The organism is Microbacterium oxydans (assembly GCF_006540085.1).
Classification (GTDB): domain Bacteria; phylum Actinomycetota; class Actinomycetes; order Actinomycetales; family Microbacteriaceae; genus Microbacterium; species Microbacterium oxydans.
The window spans coordinates 134,965-152,042 of the sequence record NZ_BJOG01000008.1 but is presented as its reverse complement, the minus strand read 5'-3'; the positions used below and the strand labels follow the sequence as shown (position 1 = coordinate 152,042).

General features: G+C 68.1%; 20 protein-coding genes. 17 read left to right on the top strand and 3 right to left on the bottom strand.

The genetic code is table 11. The features are described 5' to 3' along the window. Positions 1-56: 56 nt before the first annotated feature. Genes MOX01_RS15075 through MOX01_RS15065 form a run of 3 tightly spaced genes read left to right on the top strand, consistent with a single transcriptional unit; the run spans position 57 to position 1,620 of the window. A complete protein-coding gene (locus tag MOX01_RS15075) occupies positions 57-623 on the top strand; it encodes an RNA polymerase sigma factor (RefSeq protein ID WP_061017754.1) in 567 nt (188 codons plus the stop codon). After that, the gene (locus MOX01_RS15070) at positions 620-1,225 is read left to right on the top strand and encodes an Asp23/Gls24 family envelope stress response protein (RefSeq protein WP_046747443.1); all 606 of its coding nucleotides are present in this window, start codon (positions 620-622) and stop codon (positions 1,223-1,225) included. The genes MOX01_RS15075 and MOX01_RS15070 overlap by 4 nt, the downstream gene beginning before the upstream one ends. Further along, the gene (locus MOX01_RS15065) at positions 1,222-1,620 is read left to right on the top strand and encodes a hypothetical protein (RefSeq protein WP_230977947.1); all 399 of its coding nucleotides are present in this window, start codon (positions 1,222-1,224) and stop codon (positions 1,618-1,620) included. Before MOX01_RS15070 ends, MOX01_RS15065 begins: the two co-directional genes overlap by 4 nt. A gap of 62 nt (positions 1,621-1,682) precedes the next feature. Here MOX01_RS15065 and MOX01_RS15060 read toward each other — a convergent pair whose 3' ends face one another. Further along, positions 1,683-2,531 carry an SDR family oxidoreductase gene (locus tag MOX01_RS15060; RefSeq protein WP_061017750.1) on the bottom strand — a complete coding sequence of 283 codons (849 nt, stop codon included), beginning with the start codon at positions 2,529-2,531 and terminating at the stop codon, positions 1,683-1,685. Between the two features lie 93 nt (positions 2,532-2,624). Here MOX01_RS15060 and MOX01_RS15055 point away from each other — a divergent pair, with 93 nt between their 5' ends. From MOX01_RS15055 to glmM, 8 genes are all read left to right on the top strand, one after another. Then, on the top strand, positions 2,625-2,990 hold the full coding sequence (locus tag MOX01_RS15055) for a winged helix-turn-helix transcriptional regulator (RefSeq protein ID WP_045263673.1): 366 nt from the start codon (positions 2,625-2,627) through the stop codon (positions 2,988-2,990). 99 nt (positions 2,991-3,089) lie between these two features. After that, the gene (locus MOX01_RS15050; protein WP_141370368.1) at positions 3,090-4,631 is read left to right on the top strand and encodes an APC family permease; all 1,542 of its coding nucleotides are present in this window, start codon (positions 3,090-3,092) and stop codon (positions 4,629-4,631) included. 2 nt (positions 4,632-4,633) lie between these two features. Next, positions 4,634-5,101: a ribonuclease E activity regulator RraA gene (gene rraA, locus MOX01_RS15045; RefSeq protein ID WP_046747361.1), complete on the top strand. Its 468-nt coding sequence runs from the start codon at positions 4,634-4,636 to the stop codon at positions 5,099-5,101. Positions 5,102-5,145: 44 nt separating this feature from the next. Next, on the top strand, positions 5,146-5,988 hold the full coding sequence (gene truA / locus MOX01_RS15040) for a tRNA pseudouridine(38-40) synthase TruA (RefSeq protein WP_046747362.1): 843 nt from the start codon (positions 5,146-5,148) through the stop codon (positions 5,986-5,988). Positions 5,989-6,089: 101 nt separating this feature from the next. Further along, positions 6,090-6,758, top strand: coding sequence for an endonuclease/exonuclease/phosphatase family protein (locus tag MOX01_RS15035; protein WP_058632688.1), 669 nt, complete (start codon positions 6,090-6,092; stop codon positions 6,756-6,758). A 182-nt stretch (positions 6,759-6,940) separates the two neighbouring features. Next, the gene (rplM, locus tag MOX01_RS15030) at positions 6,941-7,387 is read left to right on the top strand and encodes a 50S ribosomal protein L13 (RefSeq protein WP_046747364.1); all 447 of its coding nucleotides are present in this window, start codon (positions 6,941-6,943) and stop codon (positions 7,385-7,387) included. 26 nt (positions 7,388-7,413) lie between these two features. Then, entirely contained in the window at positions 7,414-7,899 is a 486-nt protein-coding gene (gene rpsI / locus MOX01_RS15025) for a 30S ribosomal protein S9 (protein ID WP_045263679.1), read from the top strand. A gap of 14 nt (positions 7,900-7,913) precedes the next feature. Next, the gene (gene glmM / locus MOX01_RS15020; RefSeq protein WP_058632689.1) at positions 7,914-9,272 is read left to right on the top strand and encodes a phosphoglucosamine mutase; all 1,359 of its coding nucleotides are present in this window, start codon (positions 7,914-7,916) and stop codon (positions 9,270-9,272) included. 31 nt (positions 9,273-9,303) lie between these two features. Here the strand turns inward: glmM and MOX01_RS15015 are convergent, their stop codons facing one another. Together MOX01_RS15015 and MOX01_RS15010 are read right to left on the bottom strand one after the other, a co-directional pair. Further along, a complete protein-coding gene (locus MOX01_RS15015) occupies positions 9,304-10,173 on the bottom strand; it encodes a helix-turn-helix domain-containing protein (RefSeq protein ID WP_141370366.1) in 870 nt (289 codons plus the stop codon). 195 nt (positions 10,174-10,368) lie between these two features. Beyond that, on the bottom strand, positions 10,369-11,313 hold the full coding sequence (locus tag MOX01_RS15010) for a Ppx/GppA phosphatase family protein (protein ID WP_141370364.1): 945 nt from the start codon (positions 11,311-11,313) through the stop codon (positions 10,369-10,371). Positions 11,314-11,363: 50 nt separating this feature from the next. Here MOX01_RS15010 and coaA point away from each other — a divergent pair, with 50 nt between their 5' ends. From coaA to MOX01_RS14980, 6 genes are all read left to right on the top strand, one after another. Next, entirely contained in the window at positions 11,364-12,317 is a 954-nt protein-coding gene (gene coaA / locus MOX01_RS15005) for a type I pantothenate kinase (RefSeq protein ID WP_046747367.1), read from the top strand. A 62-nt stretch (positions 12,318-12,379) separates the two neighbouring features. Beyond that, positions 12,380-14,227: a glutamine--fructose-6-phosphate transaminase (isomerizing) gene (glmS, locus tag MOX01_RS15000; RefSeq protein ID WP_058632692.1), complete on the top strand. Its 1,848-nt coding sequence runs from the start codon at positions 12,380-12,382 to the stop codon at positions 14,225-14,227. 95 nt (positions 14,228-14,322) lie between these two features. Beyond that, a complete protein-coding gene (locus MOX01_RS14995) occupies positions 14,323-14,682 on the top strand; it encodes a holo-ACP synthase (protein ID WP_017828216.1) in 360 nt (119 codons plus the stop codon). Further along, a complete protein-coding gene (gene alr, locus MOX01_RS14990) occupies positions 14,679-15,785 on the top strand; it encodes an alanine racemase (RefSeq protein ID WP_061018508.1) in 1,107 nt (368 codons plus the stop codon). The genes MOX01_RS14995 and alr overlap by 4 nt, the downstream gene beginning before the upstream one ends. Then, positions 15,782-16,264, top strand: coding sequence for a tRNA (adenosine(37)-N6)-threonylcarbamoyltransferase complex ATPase subunit type 1 TsaE (gene tsaE, locus MOX01_RS14985; protein WP_061018509.1), 483 nt, complete (start codon positions 15,782-15,784; stop codon positions 16,262-16,264). The genes alr and tsaE overlap by 4 nt, the downstream gene beginning before the upstream one ends. Then, positions 16,261-17,064: a response regulator transcription factor gene (locus tag MOX01_RS14980; protein WP_061018510.1), complete on the top strand. Its 804-nt coding sequence runs from the start codon at positions 16,261-16,263 to the stop codon at positions 17,062-17,064. Before tsaE ends, MOX01_RS14980 begins: the two co-directional genes overlap by 4 nt. Positions 17,065-17,078 lie beyond the last annotated feature (14 nt).

The following is a 17,078-nucleotide window of genomic DNA, read 5'->3' as shown; positions in this document are numbered from 1 at the left end:
TCCGATGGGGCATCTGTTCCGAATTCCTTCGGGGATCGGATCGAGGGGTGGGGTAGATGGAGAAGGAACGCTTTCGGACAGCGCTCGAGGATGCGGACGACGGCATCGTCGCCGGACGGGCGATGGATGGGGACGTCGAGGCGTTCGCCGTCTTGGTACGCAGGTATACGCCGATGATGCGCGCCTATACGCAGCGGATGCTGAACGCCTCCGCCGACGTCGATGACATCGTGCAGGAGTCCTTCGTGGTCGCGTGGCAGCGGTTCGGCGAGCTCGAGGATCCGGCGAAGGTCAAGAGCTGGCTGATGCGGATCGTCAGCCGGAAGGCGGTCGACCGCATCCGTGCGATCCGCCCGGCCGTCGACATCGACTCGATCGACCGACCGGCACCTCTTCATGCGGCACCGTCCGCGGTCGTCGAGGCTCGCGCCGGTGTCGCAGCCCTCGGTGCTGCTCTGCGGGAGCTGCCCGACGCTCAACGCGAGTGCTGGGTGCTTCGTGAGATCGGCGGCTACACCTATGAGGAGATCTCGGAGCAGTTGGACATCCCGATCTCCACGGCGCGCGGCCTACTGGCCCGCGCCAGAAAATACATGATCGTACGGATGGAGGAGTGGCGATGACCGACGACAGAGACGCGCCTGAAATCCGCAGACTCGGACTCGAGCCCACCGATCTCGACGGGCACACCCTGGACGAGCTCACCGACTACCTCGACGCCGGAAGACGCCCGGCCGACCGTTCCATCGACGAGTCGCCCGGGTGTCAGCTGGCCTTGGATGCGCTTGAGCGTCTGCGAGGGCTCGGCGCGGAGCTGCTCGCTGCGGAAGCCGCAGCCGAACCCGAGGTCGATGACAGCTGGGTCGACCGCATCCTGAGCGGCATCGCGATGGATGCGCGGGCCGGACGCCGCATCCCCTTCGAATCGCCCGATCCGAAGGCGGATCTCGCCATCACCGAGGGAGCTGTTCGCGGTCTCGTGCGCTCCTCGGAAGACGCCGTTCCCGGTCTCCTCATCGGCCGGTGCCGGCTGGAGGGCGATGTGACCCGGCCAGGCGCCCCGATCCGCGTCGGGATCGATGCGAGCGCGCTGCATGGACAGCCGATCCCGAAGGTCGCGGACGAACTTCGAGCCGAAGTGGATCGTCGCCTTCGCGCGCACACCGAACTGAACGTGGTCGCGATCGACATCGCGATCCGAGACATCAGAGAGGTGTCGTCGTGAGCGGCGGAGACGTGAGTGGGGGAGACGTGATGCAGGCGGAGGAGCGCGAGGAACTCGCTGCGGCGATCGAGGCGACCCTGCGATCGACCCCGGGGGTGCGCAGCGTCTACAGATCGGGATCTGTGATCTCTCAGCTGTTGCGACTGGGCGCTGAGGCCATCGGCGCGCGAAAGGACGATGAGCCCATGGTCTCGGTGATCGTCGCCGACGGCGGGGTGGTGGTCGAGGCCACACTCGGGGTCGAGTCCACGGCGAGATCGGGCGACATCCTCCACGCCGGGCACGGGGCCGTCGACACGCTGCTCGACGCCCGAGGCCTGCGTCACGAGAGCATCACCCTCACGGTCGCGCACGTGCAGCCGGCCGAACGCCCTCAGGTGCCTGCGACCTCCTGAGGCACGGAACCACCGAGTGCCGCCGTCCGGGGGGACGGCGGCACTCGGTCTTGCGGGGCCGATCAGGCGGAGGCGGCGCGGAGTCCCTCGACGAGCGGGGTCGTGGGGCGCCCGATGAGGCGAGCGAGCGTGCCGTCGGTATCGGCGAGCGCGCCGTCCTTGATGCCGGAGTCGAGGGCGGCGACGAATCCAGCCGTCCCCTCGTCGAGCCCGGCCTCGCGGAGCGCGGCGACCTGGTCGTCGTGGTCGAGCGCGACGAACGCGACTTCGCGTCCCGTGACCTCGGCGATGGCAGCAGCGAGATCGGTGTAGTTCCAGGCGACATCGCCGCCGAGCTCGTAGACCTCACCGACGTGTCCGTCCTCGAGCGCGACGACGGCTGCGGCCTCGGCGAAGTCCTTGCGGCTCGCGGAAGCCACCCGCCCTTCTCCCGTGCCGGCGGCGAGTACACCCGTCTCCGCGGCGCGGGCGAGGTCCGCGACATAGTTCTCGGTGTACCAGTTGTTGCGCAGGATCACGGCGGGCAACCCGGCCGCGGCGATGAGCTCTTCCGTCGCCTTGTGTTCGGGGGCCAGGATCAGGTCGCTCGTCGTGGCCTTCGGGGCGCTCGTGTAGACGAACTTGGAGACGCCGGCCGCCTTCGCGGCATCGATGACCGCCCGGTGCTGCGGGACCCGCTGGCCGACCTCGGAGCCGGATACCAGGATGACCGTGTCGACGCCTTCGAGCGCGGACGCGATCGATGCGGGGTCGGTGTAGTCGAGGTGCGCGACGCGAACGCCGAGGTCTGCGGCCTTGGCGGTGTCGCGGGCTCCTGCCACGATCGACTGGGGGTCGGTGCCGCGCTCGAGCAGGCTGGCGATGATGAGGCGGCCGAGGTTGCCGGTCGCACCGGTGACGAGGATGGTCATGAGGGTCCTTTCGTAAGTGACACCCACGACAACCCGCGATCGGGTGTTCGGCATTCCGATCTGACGGTACCCACTTTGAAGTAAGTTACCCACATGACGGTTAGTTTCGCGCAGATAAAGGAATCGACTCCGTTCGTGTTCGACCAGAATTGCGGCACGCGTGTCGTCCTGGATCACATCATGAGCAAGTGGGGAGTGCTCGTGCTCTCCTGCCTGTCCGACGGCACCCACCGCTGGGGCGCCCTCCGCAGGGAGGTCGACGGCATCAGCGAGAAGATGCTGGCCTCGACGCTGCGGACGCTCGCCGATGACGGCCTGGTGCACCGGGAATCCCTTCCGACCGTCCCTCCGCACGTGGAGTACAGTCTGACCCCGCTGGGGCGTGACCTGATGGAGCGCATGCTGCCGCTGATGGAGTGGGTGGCTGACCACGCCGACGGCATGCTCGAAAGAGGCTGAATCTGCGGATTCCGTCGTGAGCTCCACTTCTTTGCTTCGGATTCATGCTGTCTGAGAAAGCCGTTGACGCGAGAACCGTTGTGGCTCTACTGTTCTGACATGGCAGCAACGACGCCGATTCATCTGGAACGACCCGACGGCAAGGGTCTGGCCGCCGGCACTCTGGGACTCTGGGGATCGACCGTGATCGGTCTCGCCTCGACAGCACCGGTGTACTCGCTCGTGGCGACGCTCGGCTTCGTGGTGCTCGCGGTGGGGGCGCAGGCTCCGATCGCGTTCATCATCGCCTTCGTCCCGATGCTCCTGATCGCCTTCGCGTACCGCGAGCTCAACAACGCCGTCCCCGACTGCGGCACGACGTTCACCTGGGGAACCAAGGCGTTCGGTCCCTGGGTGGGCTGGATGGGCGGGTGGGGAGTCGCCGTCGCGGGAATGGTCGTGCTGGCCAACCTCGCGCAGATCGCCTCGGTCTACTTCTGGTCGCTGATCGGACAGGATCTGGAGAACAACGACTGGCGCGTCGTCGTCGTCGCCGTGCTCTTCATCGCGGCGATGACCTGGGTCAGCTGGCGCGGCGTCGAGATCGGCGAGCGCATCCAGAACATCCTCCTCGCGATCCAATACCTGGCACTGGCGATCTTCATCGTCGCGGCGCTGTGGCAGTTCTTCGACGGCACGGCTCCGAACGCGACGCCTTTCGACTGGGAGTGGATGAACCCGTTCGCGTTCACCGACTGGTCGGGCTTCACGGAGGCGATCCTTCTGGCGCTGTTCATCTACTGGGGGTGGGACACCTGCCTCGCGCTCAACGAGGAGACCAAGGACCCGAAGCGCATCCCCGGACGCGCCGCGCTGCTGACCACCGTGATCCTGCTGTTCACCTACGTCGCGGTGACCATCGCCGCGATGATGTACGCCGGACTCGGCGAGGACGGCACGGGCCTGGGCAACGAGGCGAACGCCGACGACTTCTTCCTCGCGATCAAGGACGGGTTGCTCGGTCCGTTCGGCTGGGTGCTGGTGGTGTCCGTGATCATCTCGGCCATCTCGTCGACCCAGACCACGATCCTGCCGACCGCCCGGGGAACGCTCGCCATGGGTGTCTACCGCGCCCTGCCCGCCAAGTTCAAGGAGGTGCACCCGACGTACAAGACGCCGTCGTTCTCGACCATCGTCATGGGTGTGGTCGCCTCGGTCTACTACGTCGGGATGACGCTGATCAGCGACAACATCCTGCAGGACTCGATCCTGTCCCTCGGTCTCGCGATCGCTTTCTACTACGCCATCACCGGCTTCGCGTGCGTGTGGTACTTCCGCAAGGACCTCACCTCGTCCGCGCGCGAGTTCTTCTTCAAGGGGCTGTTCCCGCTGCTGGGCGGGCTCATGCTCGCGTGGGCGTTCATCCAGTCGGCCATCGACATGTGGGATGTCGACTACGGCTACACGGTCCTGTTCGGTATCGGCGGCACGTTCGTGATCGGCGTCGGCTCGTTGGCATTCGGTCTGGTGCTGATGTTCGTCTGGTACCTCTTCCCGCGCTCGAAGCGCTTCTTCCGTGGCGAGAGCCTGAACCGCGACACCGAGGTGATGGTCCCGGACGAGCCTGCCGTGACCATCCGGTCGATCGACGGAGGCATCTGAGGATGGCGGTCGCGACGGCGGACCTCTACGACGAGCTCGGGGAGGAGATCCAGTCGCTCTCGCTGCAGCTGCGCTCCTTCGGCCGGCGGTCGGCGTTCGACGGGCCGATCCGCACCGTGCGCTGCTTCGAGGACAACGCGCTGGTGAAGGCGGTGCTGGCGACTCCCGGTGCGGGCGCGGTCCTGGTCGTCGACGGCGCTGGATCGCTGGAGACGGCACTGATGGGCGACCTGATCGCGGCGTCCGCCGTGGCGAACGACTGGGCCGGGGTCGTGATCAACGGCGCCATCCGCGACAGTGTCGCCATCGATGCCCTCGAGCTGGGGGTCAAGGCCCTGGGGACGAATCCGCGCAAGAGCGCGAAGCTCGGAGCCGGTGAGACCGATGTCGCGCTCGTGATCGAGGGTGTGGTGTTCCGGCCGGGGGCGCATCTCTACAGCGATCGGGACGGAATCCTGGTCGAACGGTGAACGCCGCCTGAAGTCCGGCGGTCTCGGTGTCCTAGGCTTGCTGCGTGCGCATCCGGCTCGACATCGCCTACGACGGCACCCATTTCCGAGGGTGGGCGAAGCAGCCGACTCTGCGCACGGTGCAGGGCACGCTGGAAGCCGCCCTCGCGCGCATCGTGGGCTCGGACGTGCAGTTCGTGGTGGCAGGTCGCACGGATGCCGGCGTGCACGCGAGCGGCCAGGTCGCGCACGTCGACCTCGACGAGAAGCAGTGGTCGCGCATCGAAGCCCGGCAGGGGCGGGCGCCGTCGGAGCCCGCCGAGACCATCGCGGGCCGCATGCGGGGTGTGCTCGGTGCGTACTCGGATGTGACCGTCACGCGGTCGTCGATCGCCCCCGAGGGGTTCGACGCGCGGTTCTCCGCGGTCTGGCGTCGCTATCGCTATCGTCTCGCCGACGGACAGGCCGGGTACGACCCGCTGCGGCGCCACGACACGACCCTCGTCCGCGGCCGCCTCGACGAGCGCGCGATGGATGCCGCGGCGCGGACGCTGATCGGACTGCACGACTTCGCGGCGTACTGCAAGCCTCGGGAAGAGGCGACGACGATCCGCACACTGCTCGACTACCGCTGGGAGCGCGATGCCGACGGCGTGCTCGTCGCGGAGGTCAAGGCCGACGCGTTCTGCCACAGCATGGTGCGCGCACTCGTCGGGGCCTGCGTCGCCGTGGGGGAGGGGCGCCTCGATGTCGACGACCTCGTGGTGCTGCGCGATGCGCTCACCCGCACCAGCGAGTTCAAGGTGCTGGCCGCGCGGGGATTGATCCTCACCGAGGTCGGGTACCCCGCCGACGAGCTGCTGTCGTCGCGAGCGATCCAGACGCGCGCGCGTCGAGACCGCGACTGACGCGCGCCTCGAGCAGGGGGCATGCGGCGCAATACCGCAGACGAGTCACGGTGTGCAACCCGGAGCCGATGCACAGCGGGCCGGAGTAGCGTGGAACGGTCATGAAGGTCATCTCGTACAACCTCCAGAAGCATCGAGCCGCGGGTGAGCTCGTGACTCTGGTGCGCGAGCACGATCCCGACATCCTCTGTCTGCAGGAGTGCGACGTCCCCGCGCTGCCGACGCAGATCGGCGACCTCGTGCTCGCCGACGCCACCCAGGGCAACCGTCTCGGACTCGCACTCTTCTATCGCGCGAGCACGTTCCACCTGCAGGCGATCCGCATGCTCGGACTCAAGAAATCCCTGCACGACCGGATCGCGAAACCCGCACACGAACGCGTTCTCGGTGCGCGATTGCGCGACATCGACGACGGCCAGGACTTCATCGTCGCCTCCTTCCACGCCGCTCCGCTGACCGCGTTGAACTCCCTGCGCCGTCACCAGATCCGCGCCGCGCTCTCCGAGCTCGCCGCGCTCGGAGAGGGCCTGCCCCAGCTGATGGTCGGTGACTACAACTATCCGATCTTCAAGGAGAACCTCGGTCAGGCCGTGCGCGACCACGGTTACGCGCTCTCCCTCAGCGACGACCACACGTACACGCGCTACCGGGTGTTCCGGGGCCATTACGACTTCGCCACGTCGACGGGCTTCGAGATCGAGCGCATCACGACCCTGCCGCAGGGGGCGAGCGATCACCGTCCGATCCTCGTCACGGTCAAGCCCGACTGAGCCGCGGTTTGGGCATACGGCACCGGTGGCGTATGATTTCCCTTTGGTGCCTTTCCCGTCCGCGGAGAAAGCGCATCGTCCGAACGTGAGCCCTCCACTGGCGTGTTCCTCCCTGTCGGGAAGAACCACCCCGGAGTGGGATTCACGAACTTCTCCGTTCGACACAAGAAAGCAGCACTATCGTGACGCGCACTTACACTCCCAAGGCTGGCGAAGTCCAGCGCGATTGGGTCGTCATCGACGCCACCGACGTCGTTCTCGGCCGTCTGGCTTCGCACGCCGCTACGCTCCTGCGTGGCAAGCACAAGCCGACCTTCGCCAACCACATCGACTCGGGTGACTTCGTCATCATCGTGAACGCCGACAAGGTCGCGCTCACCGGTCAGAAGCTCCAGAAGAAGATGGCCTACCGCCACTCGGGTTACCCGGGCGGCCTGAAGTCGGTCACCTACGCCGAGCTCCTCGAGAAGAACCCGGTCCGCGCTGTCGAGAAGGCCATCCGTGGCATGCTCCCCAAGAACAGCATCGGCCGCCAGCAGCTGTCCAAGCTCAAGGTGTACGTCGGTGCCGAGCACCCGCACGCCGCGCAGCAGCCGACGCCGTACACCCTCGACCAGGTCGCCCAGTAAGCGCCGTAAGACTTAAGGACATACTCGTGGCTGACATCCAGGACACCACCGAAACCCCCCAGAACTTCTCGACGTCGACTCCCGAGACCGACGCGGTCGAGGCGGCTCCCCGCCCCGTCCTCAGCGTCCCGGGGGCCGCTGTCGGCCGTCGCAAGCAGGCCATCGCCCGCGTGCGCATCGTCCCCGGCTCGGGCACGATCACGGTCAACGGCCGCACGATCGAGGACTACTTCCCGAACAAGCTGCACCAGCAGCTGATCAACGACCCGTTCACCGTGCTGAACCTCGCCGGTGCATACGACGTCATCGCGCGCATCTCCGGCGGAGGCCCCTCGGGCCAGGCCGGTGCGCTTCGCCTCGGCATCGCCCGCTCGCTGAACGGCATCGACGAGGAGAACAACCGTCCGACCCTGAAGAAGGCCGGCTTCCTCTCGCGCGACGCTCGCGTCAAGGAGCGCAAGAAGGCTGGACTCAAGAAGGCCCGTAAGGCGCCTCAGTACTCGAAGCGTTAAGGTCAACTGCTCCGATGCCGATCTTTGGCACGGACGGTGTGCGAGGACTCGCCAATGGCATCCTCACCGCCGACCTGGCGCTCACCCTGGCCCAGGCGACTGCTGTCGTCCTGGGCCAGGGCCGTACTGCGGAGGCTCGCAAGGCCGAAGGCAAGCGGCTGACCGCAGTCGTGGCCCGCGACCCCAGGGTCTCCGGGCACTTCATCGCGGCGTCCGTCGCTGCCGGTCTCGCCTCCTCGGGAGTGGACGTGCTCGAGGCGGGGGTCATTCCGACACCCGCGCTCGCCTTCCTCGTCGCCGACCGTGACGCCGACTTCGGTGTGATGATCTCCGCATCGCACAACGCCGCTCCCGACAACGGGATCAAGATCTTCGCCCGCGGGGGCCGCAAGCTCCCCGACGAGGTCGAGCGGCGCATCGAAGAGGCCATGTCCGGCGAGAAGTTGCGCCCGACCGGCGCCGGGGTGGGACGCATCGACCGGTTCTCCGACGCGGAGGACCGCTACGTCATGCATCTTCTCGGCTCGCTCCCGAACCGCCTCGACGGTATCCACGTGGTGCTCGACTGCGCCCACGGCGCCGCCTCAGGAGTCTCTCCTGAGACGTTCCGGGATGCGGGCGCCGAGGTCACCGTCATCGGCGCCGACCCTGACGGCTGGAACATCAACGACGGCGTCGGCTCGACCCATCTCGACAATCTCGCCGAGGCCGTCGTGCGCCTCGGCGCCGACATCGGGATCGCCCACGACGGCGACGCCGATCGCTGCCTTGCCGTCGACGCCGAGGGCAACCACATCGACGGCGACCAGATCATGGCCATCCTCGCGGTGTCCATGAAGGAGCGCGGGCACCTCACCGACGACACCCTCGTCGCGACGGTGATGAGCAACCTCGGTCTGCACGTCGCCATGCGCGAGCACGGCATCACGGTACGGCAGACGGCCGTCGGCGACCGCTACGTGCTCGAAGACATGAACGAGGGCGGCTACGCGCTCGGCGGTGAGCAGTCCGGTCACGTGATCATGAGCGAGTTCGCCACCACGGGCGACGGGATCCTCACCGGCCTGCACCTGGTCGCCGAGATGGCGCGGCAGCAGAAGTCGATCGCAGAGCTCGCCTCAGTGATGACGGTCTACCCGCAGGTGCTCATCAACGTGCGCGACGTCGACAAGGACCGTGTGTCCGAGGACGAGGTCGTGCAGCAGGCTGTGCGCGACATCGAGTCGGAGCTCGGCGATTCCGGAAGGGTGCTGCTGCGCAAGTCCGGAACCGAGCCGCTGGTGCGTGTGATGGTGGAAGCCTCCGACGCGGAATCCGTCCACGCCTACGCCGGTCGCCTCGCCGAGGTCGTGCAGGATCGTCTGTCGCTCTGACCTCGCGACCGAACACGGCCGACCGCTGATCTCAGCGGTCGGCCGTTTCGCGTTCCCCACCGTGCCGAGCGGCGTCGCGATGGGTGCGCAATGCGCGGGGCGTGGCACCGTAGTCCTCCTCGATGGCGCGGCGAAGGCTGATCGGAGAGGCGAAACCTGAGCGCTGCGAGATCTGCTCGACGCTCAGATCGTCGTATCGGCTGTCGGTGAGCAGCGACCGCGCCAGGAGCGTGCGTCGGTGTCTGATCTCGCCCGCGACCGTGTTCTCGACCTCGGCGAAGACCAGTTGGAGCTGGCGGAGGGAGGTCTGCACCTCGCGGGCTACCCGCGCGGGGTTCAGCCCCGGATCGCCGCACTGCTGGGCGATCAGGGCGACCGCTCGGTCGCGCAGGGCGGCGTGAGCTGAGCGCGGTCCGGATACGGCGTCCACGCGGTCGAGCAGCACCGCTCCGCTCATCTCCACGATCAGATGCTCCATCGCATATCGTTCGATCGCGGTCGTCTCGTCATCGACGGCCAGCACCTGCTCGATGAACGCCTGCATCGCCCGATCGAGCGGACGTCGCTCCTCGAGGATCCATGTCGAGGAGGGGAGTGCGGCGACGTATGTCCCGAGCGCGGTGCGGGGAACATAGGCGGCGGTGATGTACCACGTGCCGACACACCGCACGCGCTCCGCGACCCCGGGCGGGGCCAGCACGAGCCCGCTCTCGACGGGCATCCACGGACCGTTCTGCTCCTTCGCCGCGAGCCCTGCGGCGTCGACGAAGGCGAAGACCGCGTGGTCGGGGTGAGTCGTGGTGGTGTCGATGGCGAGCTCCGTGGTGCTGCCCTGCAGGGACAACAGGGTCACCGGACCCGACGTCCGCCGCGTCACCAGGAGGGGGACACGTTCATCCACCGCGTGCACGCCATGCGCGCTCAGCTCCGCGGAGTCGATCGCGCTCTCATCTCCAGGACCCACTCAGCACCCCCCGACGCCGAGCGATCACCTCCCGTCCTCCTCCGTGCGGGCGGGCCGGTGCTCGCTTGATCAGAGGATACCGGCGCGGACCGGGCGGGCAACAGAGGATGTTCATCCGATGTCACGCACCGCTCAACGGGAGGAGTCGCTCCAGTTCAGCTGTTCGATGTAGCGCAGCAGCACGCCTTCGCGCAGCGCCCATGGTGAGACCTCGAGCTCGTCCACGTCGAGGGCGGTCATCGCCGCATGCAGAGACACGGCCGCGGCCACGATCTGGAACGTCCGATCCGGGGTGATGCCGGGCAGCTCCTGTCTGGCGGACGCGGGCAGACGTGCAAGCCGGGGGATCCACGATCCGAGAGCGGTGCGGGGGAGCAGCATCCGTTCGCTCCCCGACCATCCCTGGGCCGGATATCCGACCAATCGGGCCAAGGAACGGATGGCCTTGGACGAGCCCACCACGTGATCGGGGCGGGGGAGGGCGACGAACCTCGGCAGCACCTCTGCGAGCGTCGCCGTCGCGTGCGCGCGCAGTCGTTCCACGTCCGTCTCACCGGGCGGGTCGTTCGGCAGGAACTGTACGGTCATGCGCCCCGCGCCCAGGGGGACCGAGACCGCAGCGTCCGGCAGCTCCTCGGCTCCCGCTGCGATCTCCAGTGAGCCGCCGCCGATGTCGAGCAGCAGGAGCTGACCTGCCGACCAGCCGAACCAGCGACGGACCGCGAGGAAGGTCAGCTCCGCCTCGGTCTCGCCGTCGAGCACCTGGAGACTCTGTCCCAGCGCTGCTTCGATGCGGGCGATGACGTCGGCGCCGTTGCGGGCATCGCGCACGGCGCTCGTCGCCGTGGCGAGCAGGGCATCCACGCGCTCGCTCTCCGCGACCCTTCGGGCCTGCGCGACCGCGGCCTCGAGCGCGACGACGCCCTCCTCCGCGATGGACCCGTCGGGGGTGAGGTAGCGCATGAGGCGCAGCACCGTCCGGTCGCTCGTCGTCGCGAGCGGACGTCCACAGGGGCGGACGTCGGCCGCGAGCATGTGGACGGTGTTGGATCCGATATCGAGGACTCCCAGGCGCACGGGATGAGAATACTCTCCCGCGGACATCGCGCCGTGAGCGCGCCGATACGATGGACCCCGTGACCACCGCCGACCCCACGCTGCCGCTGTCTCCGTATCGGGAGATCGGGCGTGCGGAGTGGGCGCGCCTCGCCGCCGGACTCGACCAGCCACTCACGGAGACCGAGGTCGTCGAGCTGCGCGGCATCGGAGATCGCCTCTCGCTCACCGAGGTGCGCGAGGTGTATCTGCCGCTGAGCCGATTGCTCAGCCTGTACGCGACGTCGACGAAGCGACTGGGTGCCGCCACCTCTTCGTTCCTCCAGGAGGACGACACCACCACCCCGTTCGTCGTGGGAGTCGCCGGGTCTGTCGCCGTGGGCAAGTCGACCATCGCGCGCCTGCTGCGCGAACTCATGAGCCGTTGGCCGGGGACCCCGAGGGTGGAACTGGTGACGACCGACGGGTTCCTCTACCCGAACGCGGAGCTCGAGCGCCGCGGCATCATGGACCGCAAGGGCTTCCCCGAGTCCTATGACCGCCGCGCCCTGATCGAGTTCCTGACCGAGGTCAAGAGCGGTGCCGCCGAGGTGCGTGCTCCCTTCTACTCGCACATGCGCTACGACATCGTCCCGGATGCGAACGTGGTGGTGCGCCGCCCCGACGTCGTCATCGTCGAGGGCCTGAACGTGCTGCAGCCGCCGCCCGCGCCGAACGACGTGGCCGTGAGCGACCTCTTCGACTTCTCGATCTTCGTCGACGCCGACACCTCGCATATCGAGAAGTGGTACGTCGATCGCTTCCTCGCCCTTCGTCAGGCCGCGTTCAGCAACCCCTCGTCGTACTTCAACGTGTTCGCGCACCTCACCGACGAGGAGGCGATCACCACTGCACTGGGATATTGGAACGAGATCAACATGCCGAACCTCGTCGAGAACGTGATGCCCACCCGGCACCGTGCGCGGCTCGTGCTGCGTAAGGGCGCGGATCACGACGTGGAGAGCGTGCTCCTGCGCAAGCTCTGAGGCGGCCGCCGGCACCCGATTGTACGGACGACTCGCAAAAAACGCGCCTTACTCTTGATCCCATGTGTGGAATCGTCGGATACGTGGGCCCGCGCCCCAGCCAGGACATCCTTCTCGCAGGCCTCGCACGCCTGGAGTATCGCGGATACGACTCTGCGGGTGTCGCGGTCATCGATGGCGACGGCACGCTCGGGATGCGCAAGAAGGCGGGCAAGCTCGCCATCCTGCGCGACTCGCTCGCCGATGCCCCGCTCCCCGACGGCTCGACCGGCATCGGGCACACCCGTTGGGCGACGCATGGGGGTCCGACCGATGGCAACGCGCACCCGCACCTGGCCGATGACGACAAGCTCGCGGTCATCCACAACGGCATCATCGAGAACTTCTCGGCCTTGCGTGACGAGCTCCTCGCCGACGGCGTGGTGTTCCGCAGCGAGACCGACACCGAGGTCGCCGCAGCCCTGCTCGGACGGGAGTACGCAGGCAACGGCGGCGACCTGCAGCTGGCCTTCCGCAGCATCGTGAACCGCCTGGAAGGGGCCTTCACTCTGCTGGCGATGCACCAGGACCACCCGGGCCTCGTCGTCGGCGCTCGTCGCAACTCCCCCCTCGTGATCGGGCTCGGCGAGGGCGAGAACTACCTCGGATCCGACGTCGCCGCCTTCATCGAGCACACCCGCAAGGCGCTCGCGATCGGTCAGGACCAGATCGTCTCGATCACCCCGGACTCCGTGACGGTCACCGACTTCGCCGGCACGCCCGTCGAGCCGGAGCCCTTCGACGTGTCATGGGACGCGGCAGCCGCCGAGAAGGGCGGATGGTCGAGTTTCATGGCCAAGGAGGTCGCTGAGCAGCCCGAGGCGGTGGCGAACACCATCCGCGGCCGCATCCAGGACGGTCAGGTCGTGATCCCGGAGCTCGACGGGTTCGACGAGCTCTTCGTCGGCATCAACCGGGTCATCATCACCGCCTGCGGTACGGCCTCCTACGCGGCGCTGGTGGGCAAGTACGCGATCGAGCAGTGGGCACGCGTGGCCGTCGACGTCGAACTCGCACACGAGTTCCGCTACCGCGACCCGGTGATCGGCGCCGACACCCTGGTCGTGTCGATCAGCCAGTCGGGGGAGACGATGGACACCCTGATGGCCGTGAAGTACGCCCGCGAACGCGGTGCACGCACGCTGTCGATCTGCAACACGCAGGGCGCCACCATCCCGCGCGAGTCGGATGCGGTGGTCTACACGCACGCCGGGCCCGAGGTCGCCGTGGCCTCGACCAAGGCGTTCTCGGCACAGATCACCGCCCTCCTGCTGCTGGGGCTGCACATGGGCCGGGTCCGCGGTGCCGTGGCCGACGCCTCGCTCGATGCGGCAGAGCTCGCAGCGCTCCCCGAGAAGATCGCCAAGGTCCTCGACAGCGAGCAGGAGCACGTGACGCAGCTCGCCGGGTGGATGGCGGACACGCGCTCGGTGCTCTTCCTCGGCCGGCACGTGGGGTACCCCATCGCGCTCGAGGGTGCGCTCAAGCTCAAGGAGATCTCCTACATCCACGCGGAGGGCTTCGCCGCCGGCGAGCTCAAGCACGGTCCGATCGCATTGATCGAGCCGGGGCAGCCGGTGTTCGTGCTCGTGCCGTCGCCGCGTCACTCGGCGCTCGTGCATTCCAAGGTCGTCTCGAACATCCAGGAGATCCGCGCGCGCGGTGCCAGGGTGATCGTGATCGCCGAGGAGGGCGACGCGGCCGTGCTGCCGTTCGCCGACGAGGTCATCCGCATCCCGCTCGCCGGCCCGATGTTCGAGCCGCTGCTCGCCGTCGTGCCGCTGCAGATCTTCGCGATGGCCCTGGCCACGGCGAAGGGACTCGACGTCGACCAGCCGCGCAACCTCGCGAAGTCGGTGACGGTCGAGTAGACCCGGCCTCCGATTCGCGCGAATGGCTTCGTTTCCAGCGGAAACGGAGCCATTTGGGCGATTTCAACGGGATTCAGGCTCGGTAGGCTGAACGGGTGATCATCGGAACCGGCATCGACCTCGTGGACATCCCGAGGTTCGAGCGGACGATGGAGCGGACGCCGCGACTTCGCGAACGCCTCTTCGCCCCGTCGGAGCGCACGCTACGCCTGCCTTCCCTCGCCGCGCGCTATGCCGCCAAAGAGGCGTTGATCAAGGCTCTGGGCGGATCCGACGGTGTGCACTGGACCGAGATCGAGATCGCCTCGGAACCCTCCGGTCGCCCGCACTTCGTGCTCTCCGGGTCGACGGCCGCCGTCGTCGAGGAACGGGGCATCCTCACACTGCATCTGACTCTCACCCATGACGCCGGCCTCGCCGCGGCGTTCGTCGTCGCCGAAGGAGCACCGCTGTGACCGTCCCGTTCCGAGAAGCGACCATCGATCTCGATGCCATCGCCGACAACGTGCGGCACTTCCGGCGCCTCACCGGCGTCGAGGTGATCGCCATCGTGAAAGCCAACGCCTACGGTCACGGTGCGGCTTCGGCAGCGGTGGCCGCGCTCTCGGCCGGTGCCACGCGGATCGGCGTCGCCGAGATCCCCGAGGCGCTCGAGCTGCGCAGACAGGGCGTGCACGCGCCGATCATGGCATGGTTGCATGCGCCGGGGGAGAGGTTCGAGCACGCCGCGGCACAGGACATCGAAGTCGGGATCTCCTCGTTCGATCAGCTCGAGGCAGCCGGCGCGGCAGCCGCTGTCGACCGGCCGGTCGGAGTGCATCTGAAGCTCGAGACCGGGCTGTCGCGCAACGGTATCGCCCCGGCGGACTGGGGACGTGTGCTGGCGGAGGCGGCGCGGCTCGAGCGCATCGGGCGCCTGCGCATCGTGGGACTGTTCAGCCATCTCTCCAACACCTCCGTGGACGACGACAGGGCGGCGCTCGCGAAATTCGAAGAGGGGGTCGCCACCGCTGCGTCGTTCGGCGTCCATCCCGAGATCCGACACATCGCCGCCACGGCAGCAGCCATAGACCTGCCCGAGATGCGCCTCGACGCCGTCCGCATCGGCGTGGGACTCTACGGCCTCTCGCCCTTCGACGACCGCAGTTCAGCGGAACTCGGGCTGCGGCCGGCCATGACCCTCCGGGGCGCGATCGCCGCCGTCCGTCGCGTGCCGGCGGGAACCGGGGTCTCCTACGGCTATGACCATCGCACCGACCGCGACACGACCCTGGTGCTCGTTCCTCTCGGCTACGCCGACGGGGTGCCCCGCAACGCCTCGGGGAAGCTTCCGGTCTCGATCGGCGGGCGCCGGTTCCTCAACGTCGGACGGATCGCGATGGATCAGTTCATCGTCGACGTCGGGGACACCCCCGTCTCGATCGGGGATGAGGTGGTCCTGTTCGGCGACCCCACCCTCGGCGTGCCCTCGGCTGCGGACTGGGCCGAAGCCGCCGACACCATCAACTACGAGATCGTCACCCGGATCGGCCCCCGGGTGCCTCGGAGGACGTCGTGAGCGTGGATCCCGCCTTCCTCGGCCGCCGGGAGATCGCCACCGCCGAGGAGATGGAGCAGCTGGGTCTGCGCATCGGCGAGCAGCTCGAGGCGGGCGACCTGCTCGTGCTGACCGGTCCTCTCGGCGCGGGGAAGACCACCTTCACCCGCGGTCTCGCCGAGGGGCTGGGGGTGCGCGGACCGGTGCAGAGCCCGACCTTCGTGATCGCCCGCACTCATCCCTCCCTGGTCGGCCGAGCATCACTGGTGCACGTCGACGCCTACCGGCTCGGCTCGGCTGCTGAGCTCGACGACCTCGACCTCGACCTCGAGCGGTCCGTCGTGGTGATCGAGTGGGGGCGTGGCATGGCCGAGGAGCTGGCGGACTCGTGGTGGGACATCGAGGTGGAACGGCCCGTCGGAGCGGCGGATGTCGACCCGTCCGAGCTGGATGCCGACGCGCCGCGCTTCGTCACGATCACGCGCGAGAGCGCCTCGTGAGCTCGGGGGACGTCCGCGCCCTGGTCGCCGTGATCATCGAGGACGATCCCGGTGTGCGCTCCCTGCTCGACGAGGTCTTCCTCGCGGCGGGCTTCGAGACGATCCTCACGGGGTCGGGTGTGGACGGTCTCGGGGCCGTCGAGCGGCACCAGCCGGTGATCACGACCCTCGACATCAACCTGCCCGGCATCGACGGCTTCGAGGTGGCGCGGCGCATCCGTCGGGTCAGCGACACCTTCATCATCATGCTCTCGGCGCTCTCCGACGAGTCCGACGTGGTTCTGGGGCTCACCTCCGGTGCCGACGAGTATCTGGTGAAGCCGTTCCGCCCGCGCGAGCTGCGTGCCCGCATCGAGGCGCTCCTGCGTCGTCCTCGACTGCCGGACGTCCGCAGTGCGTCGAGCCTGCGTGCCCCGGTCGAACCAGAGCCCGTGGCCGACGGCGCGACCGTGCTCACCTGGCGTGGGCGGGTGCACCGGGACCTCAGCCTCGACCTCGACACGCGGATGGTCCTGATCGGGCAACGGCGGATCGACCTCACCCCGACCGAGTTCGATCTGCTCGCCGCACTGCTCGAGGCGAAGCAGCGCGTATGCAGCAAGGCCGAGCTCGCCCGGGGGTTGCGCGGCCTTCCCCCGGGCTCGAGCGACTACGTGAGCGAGCCGGACAAGCGCGCGATCGAGACGCACATCGCCAACCTGCGGCGAAAGCTCGGTGACAGCACGAGCGCCCCTCGCTACGTCGAGACCGTGCGCGGGGTCGGCTACCGCCTGACCCCCGCAACGATCGAAACGAACTGACCGGGGCGGAGCCG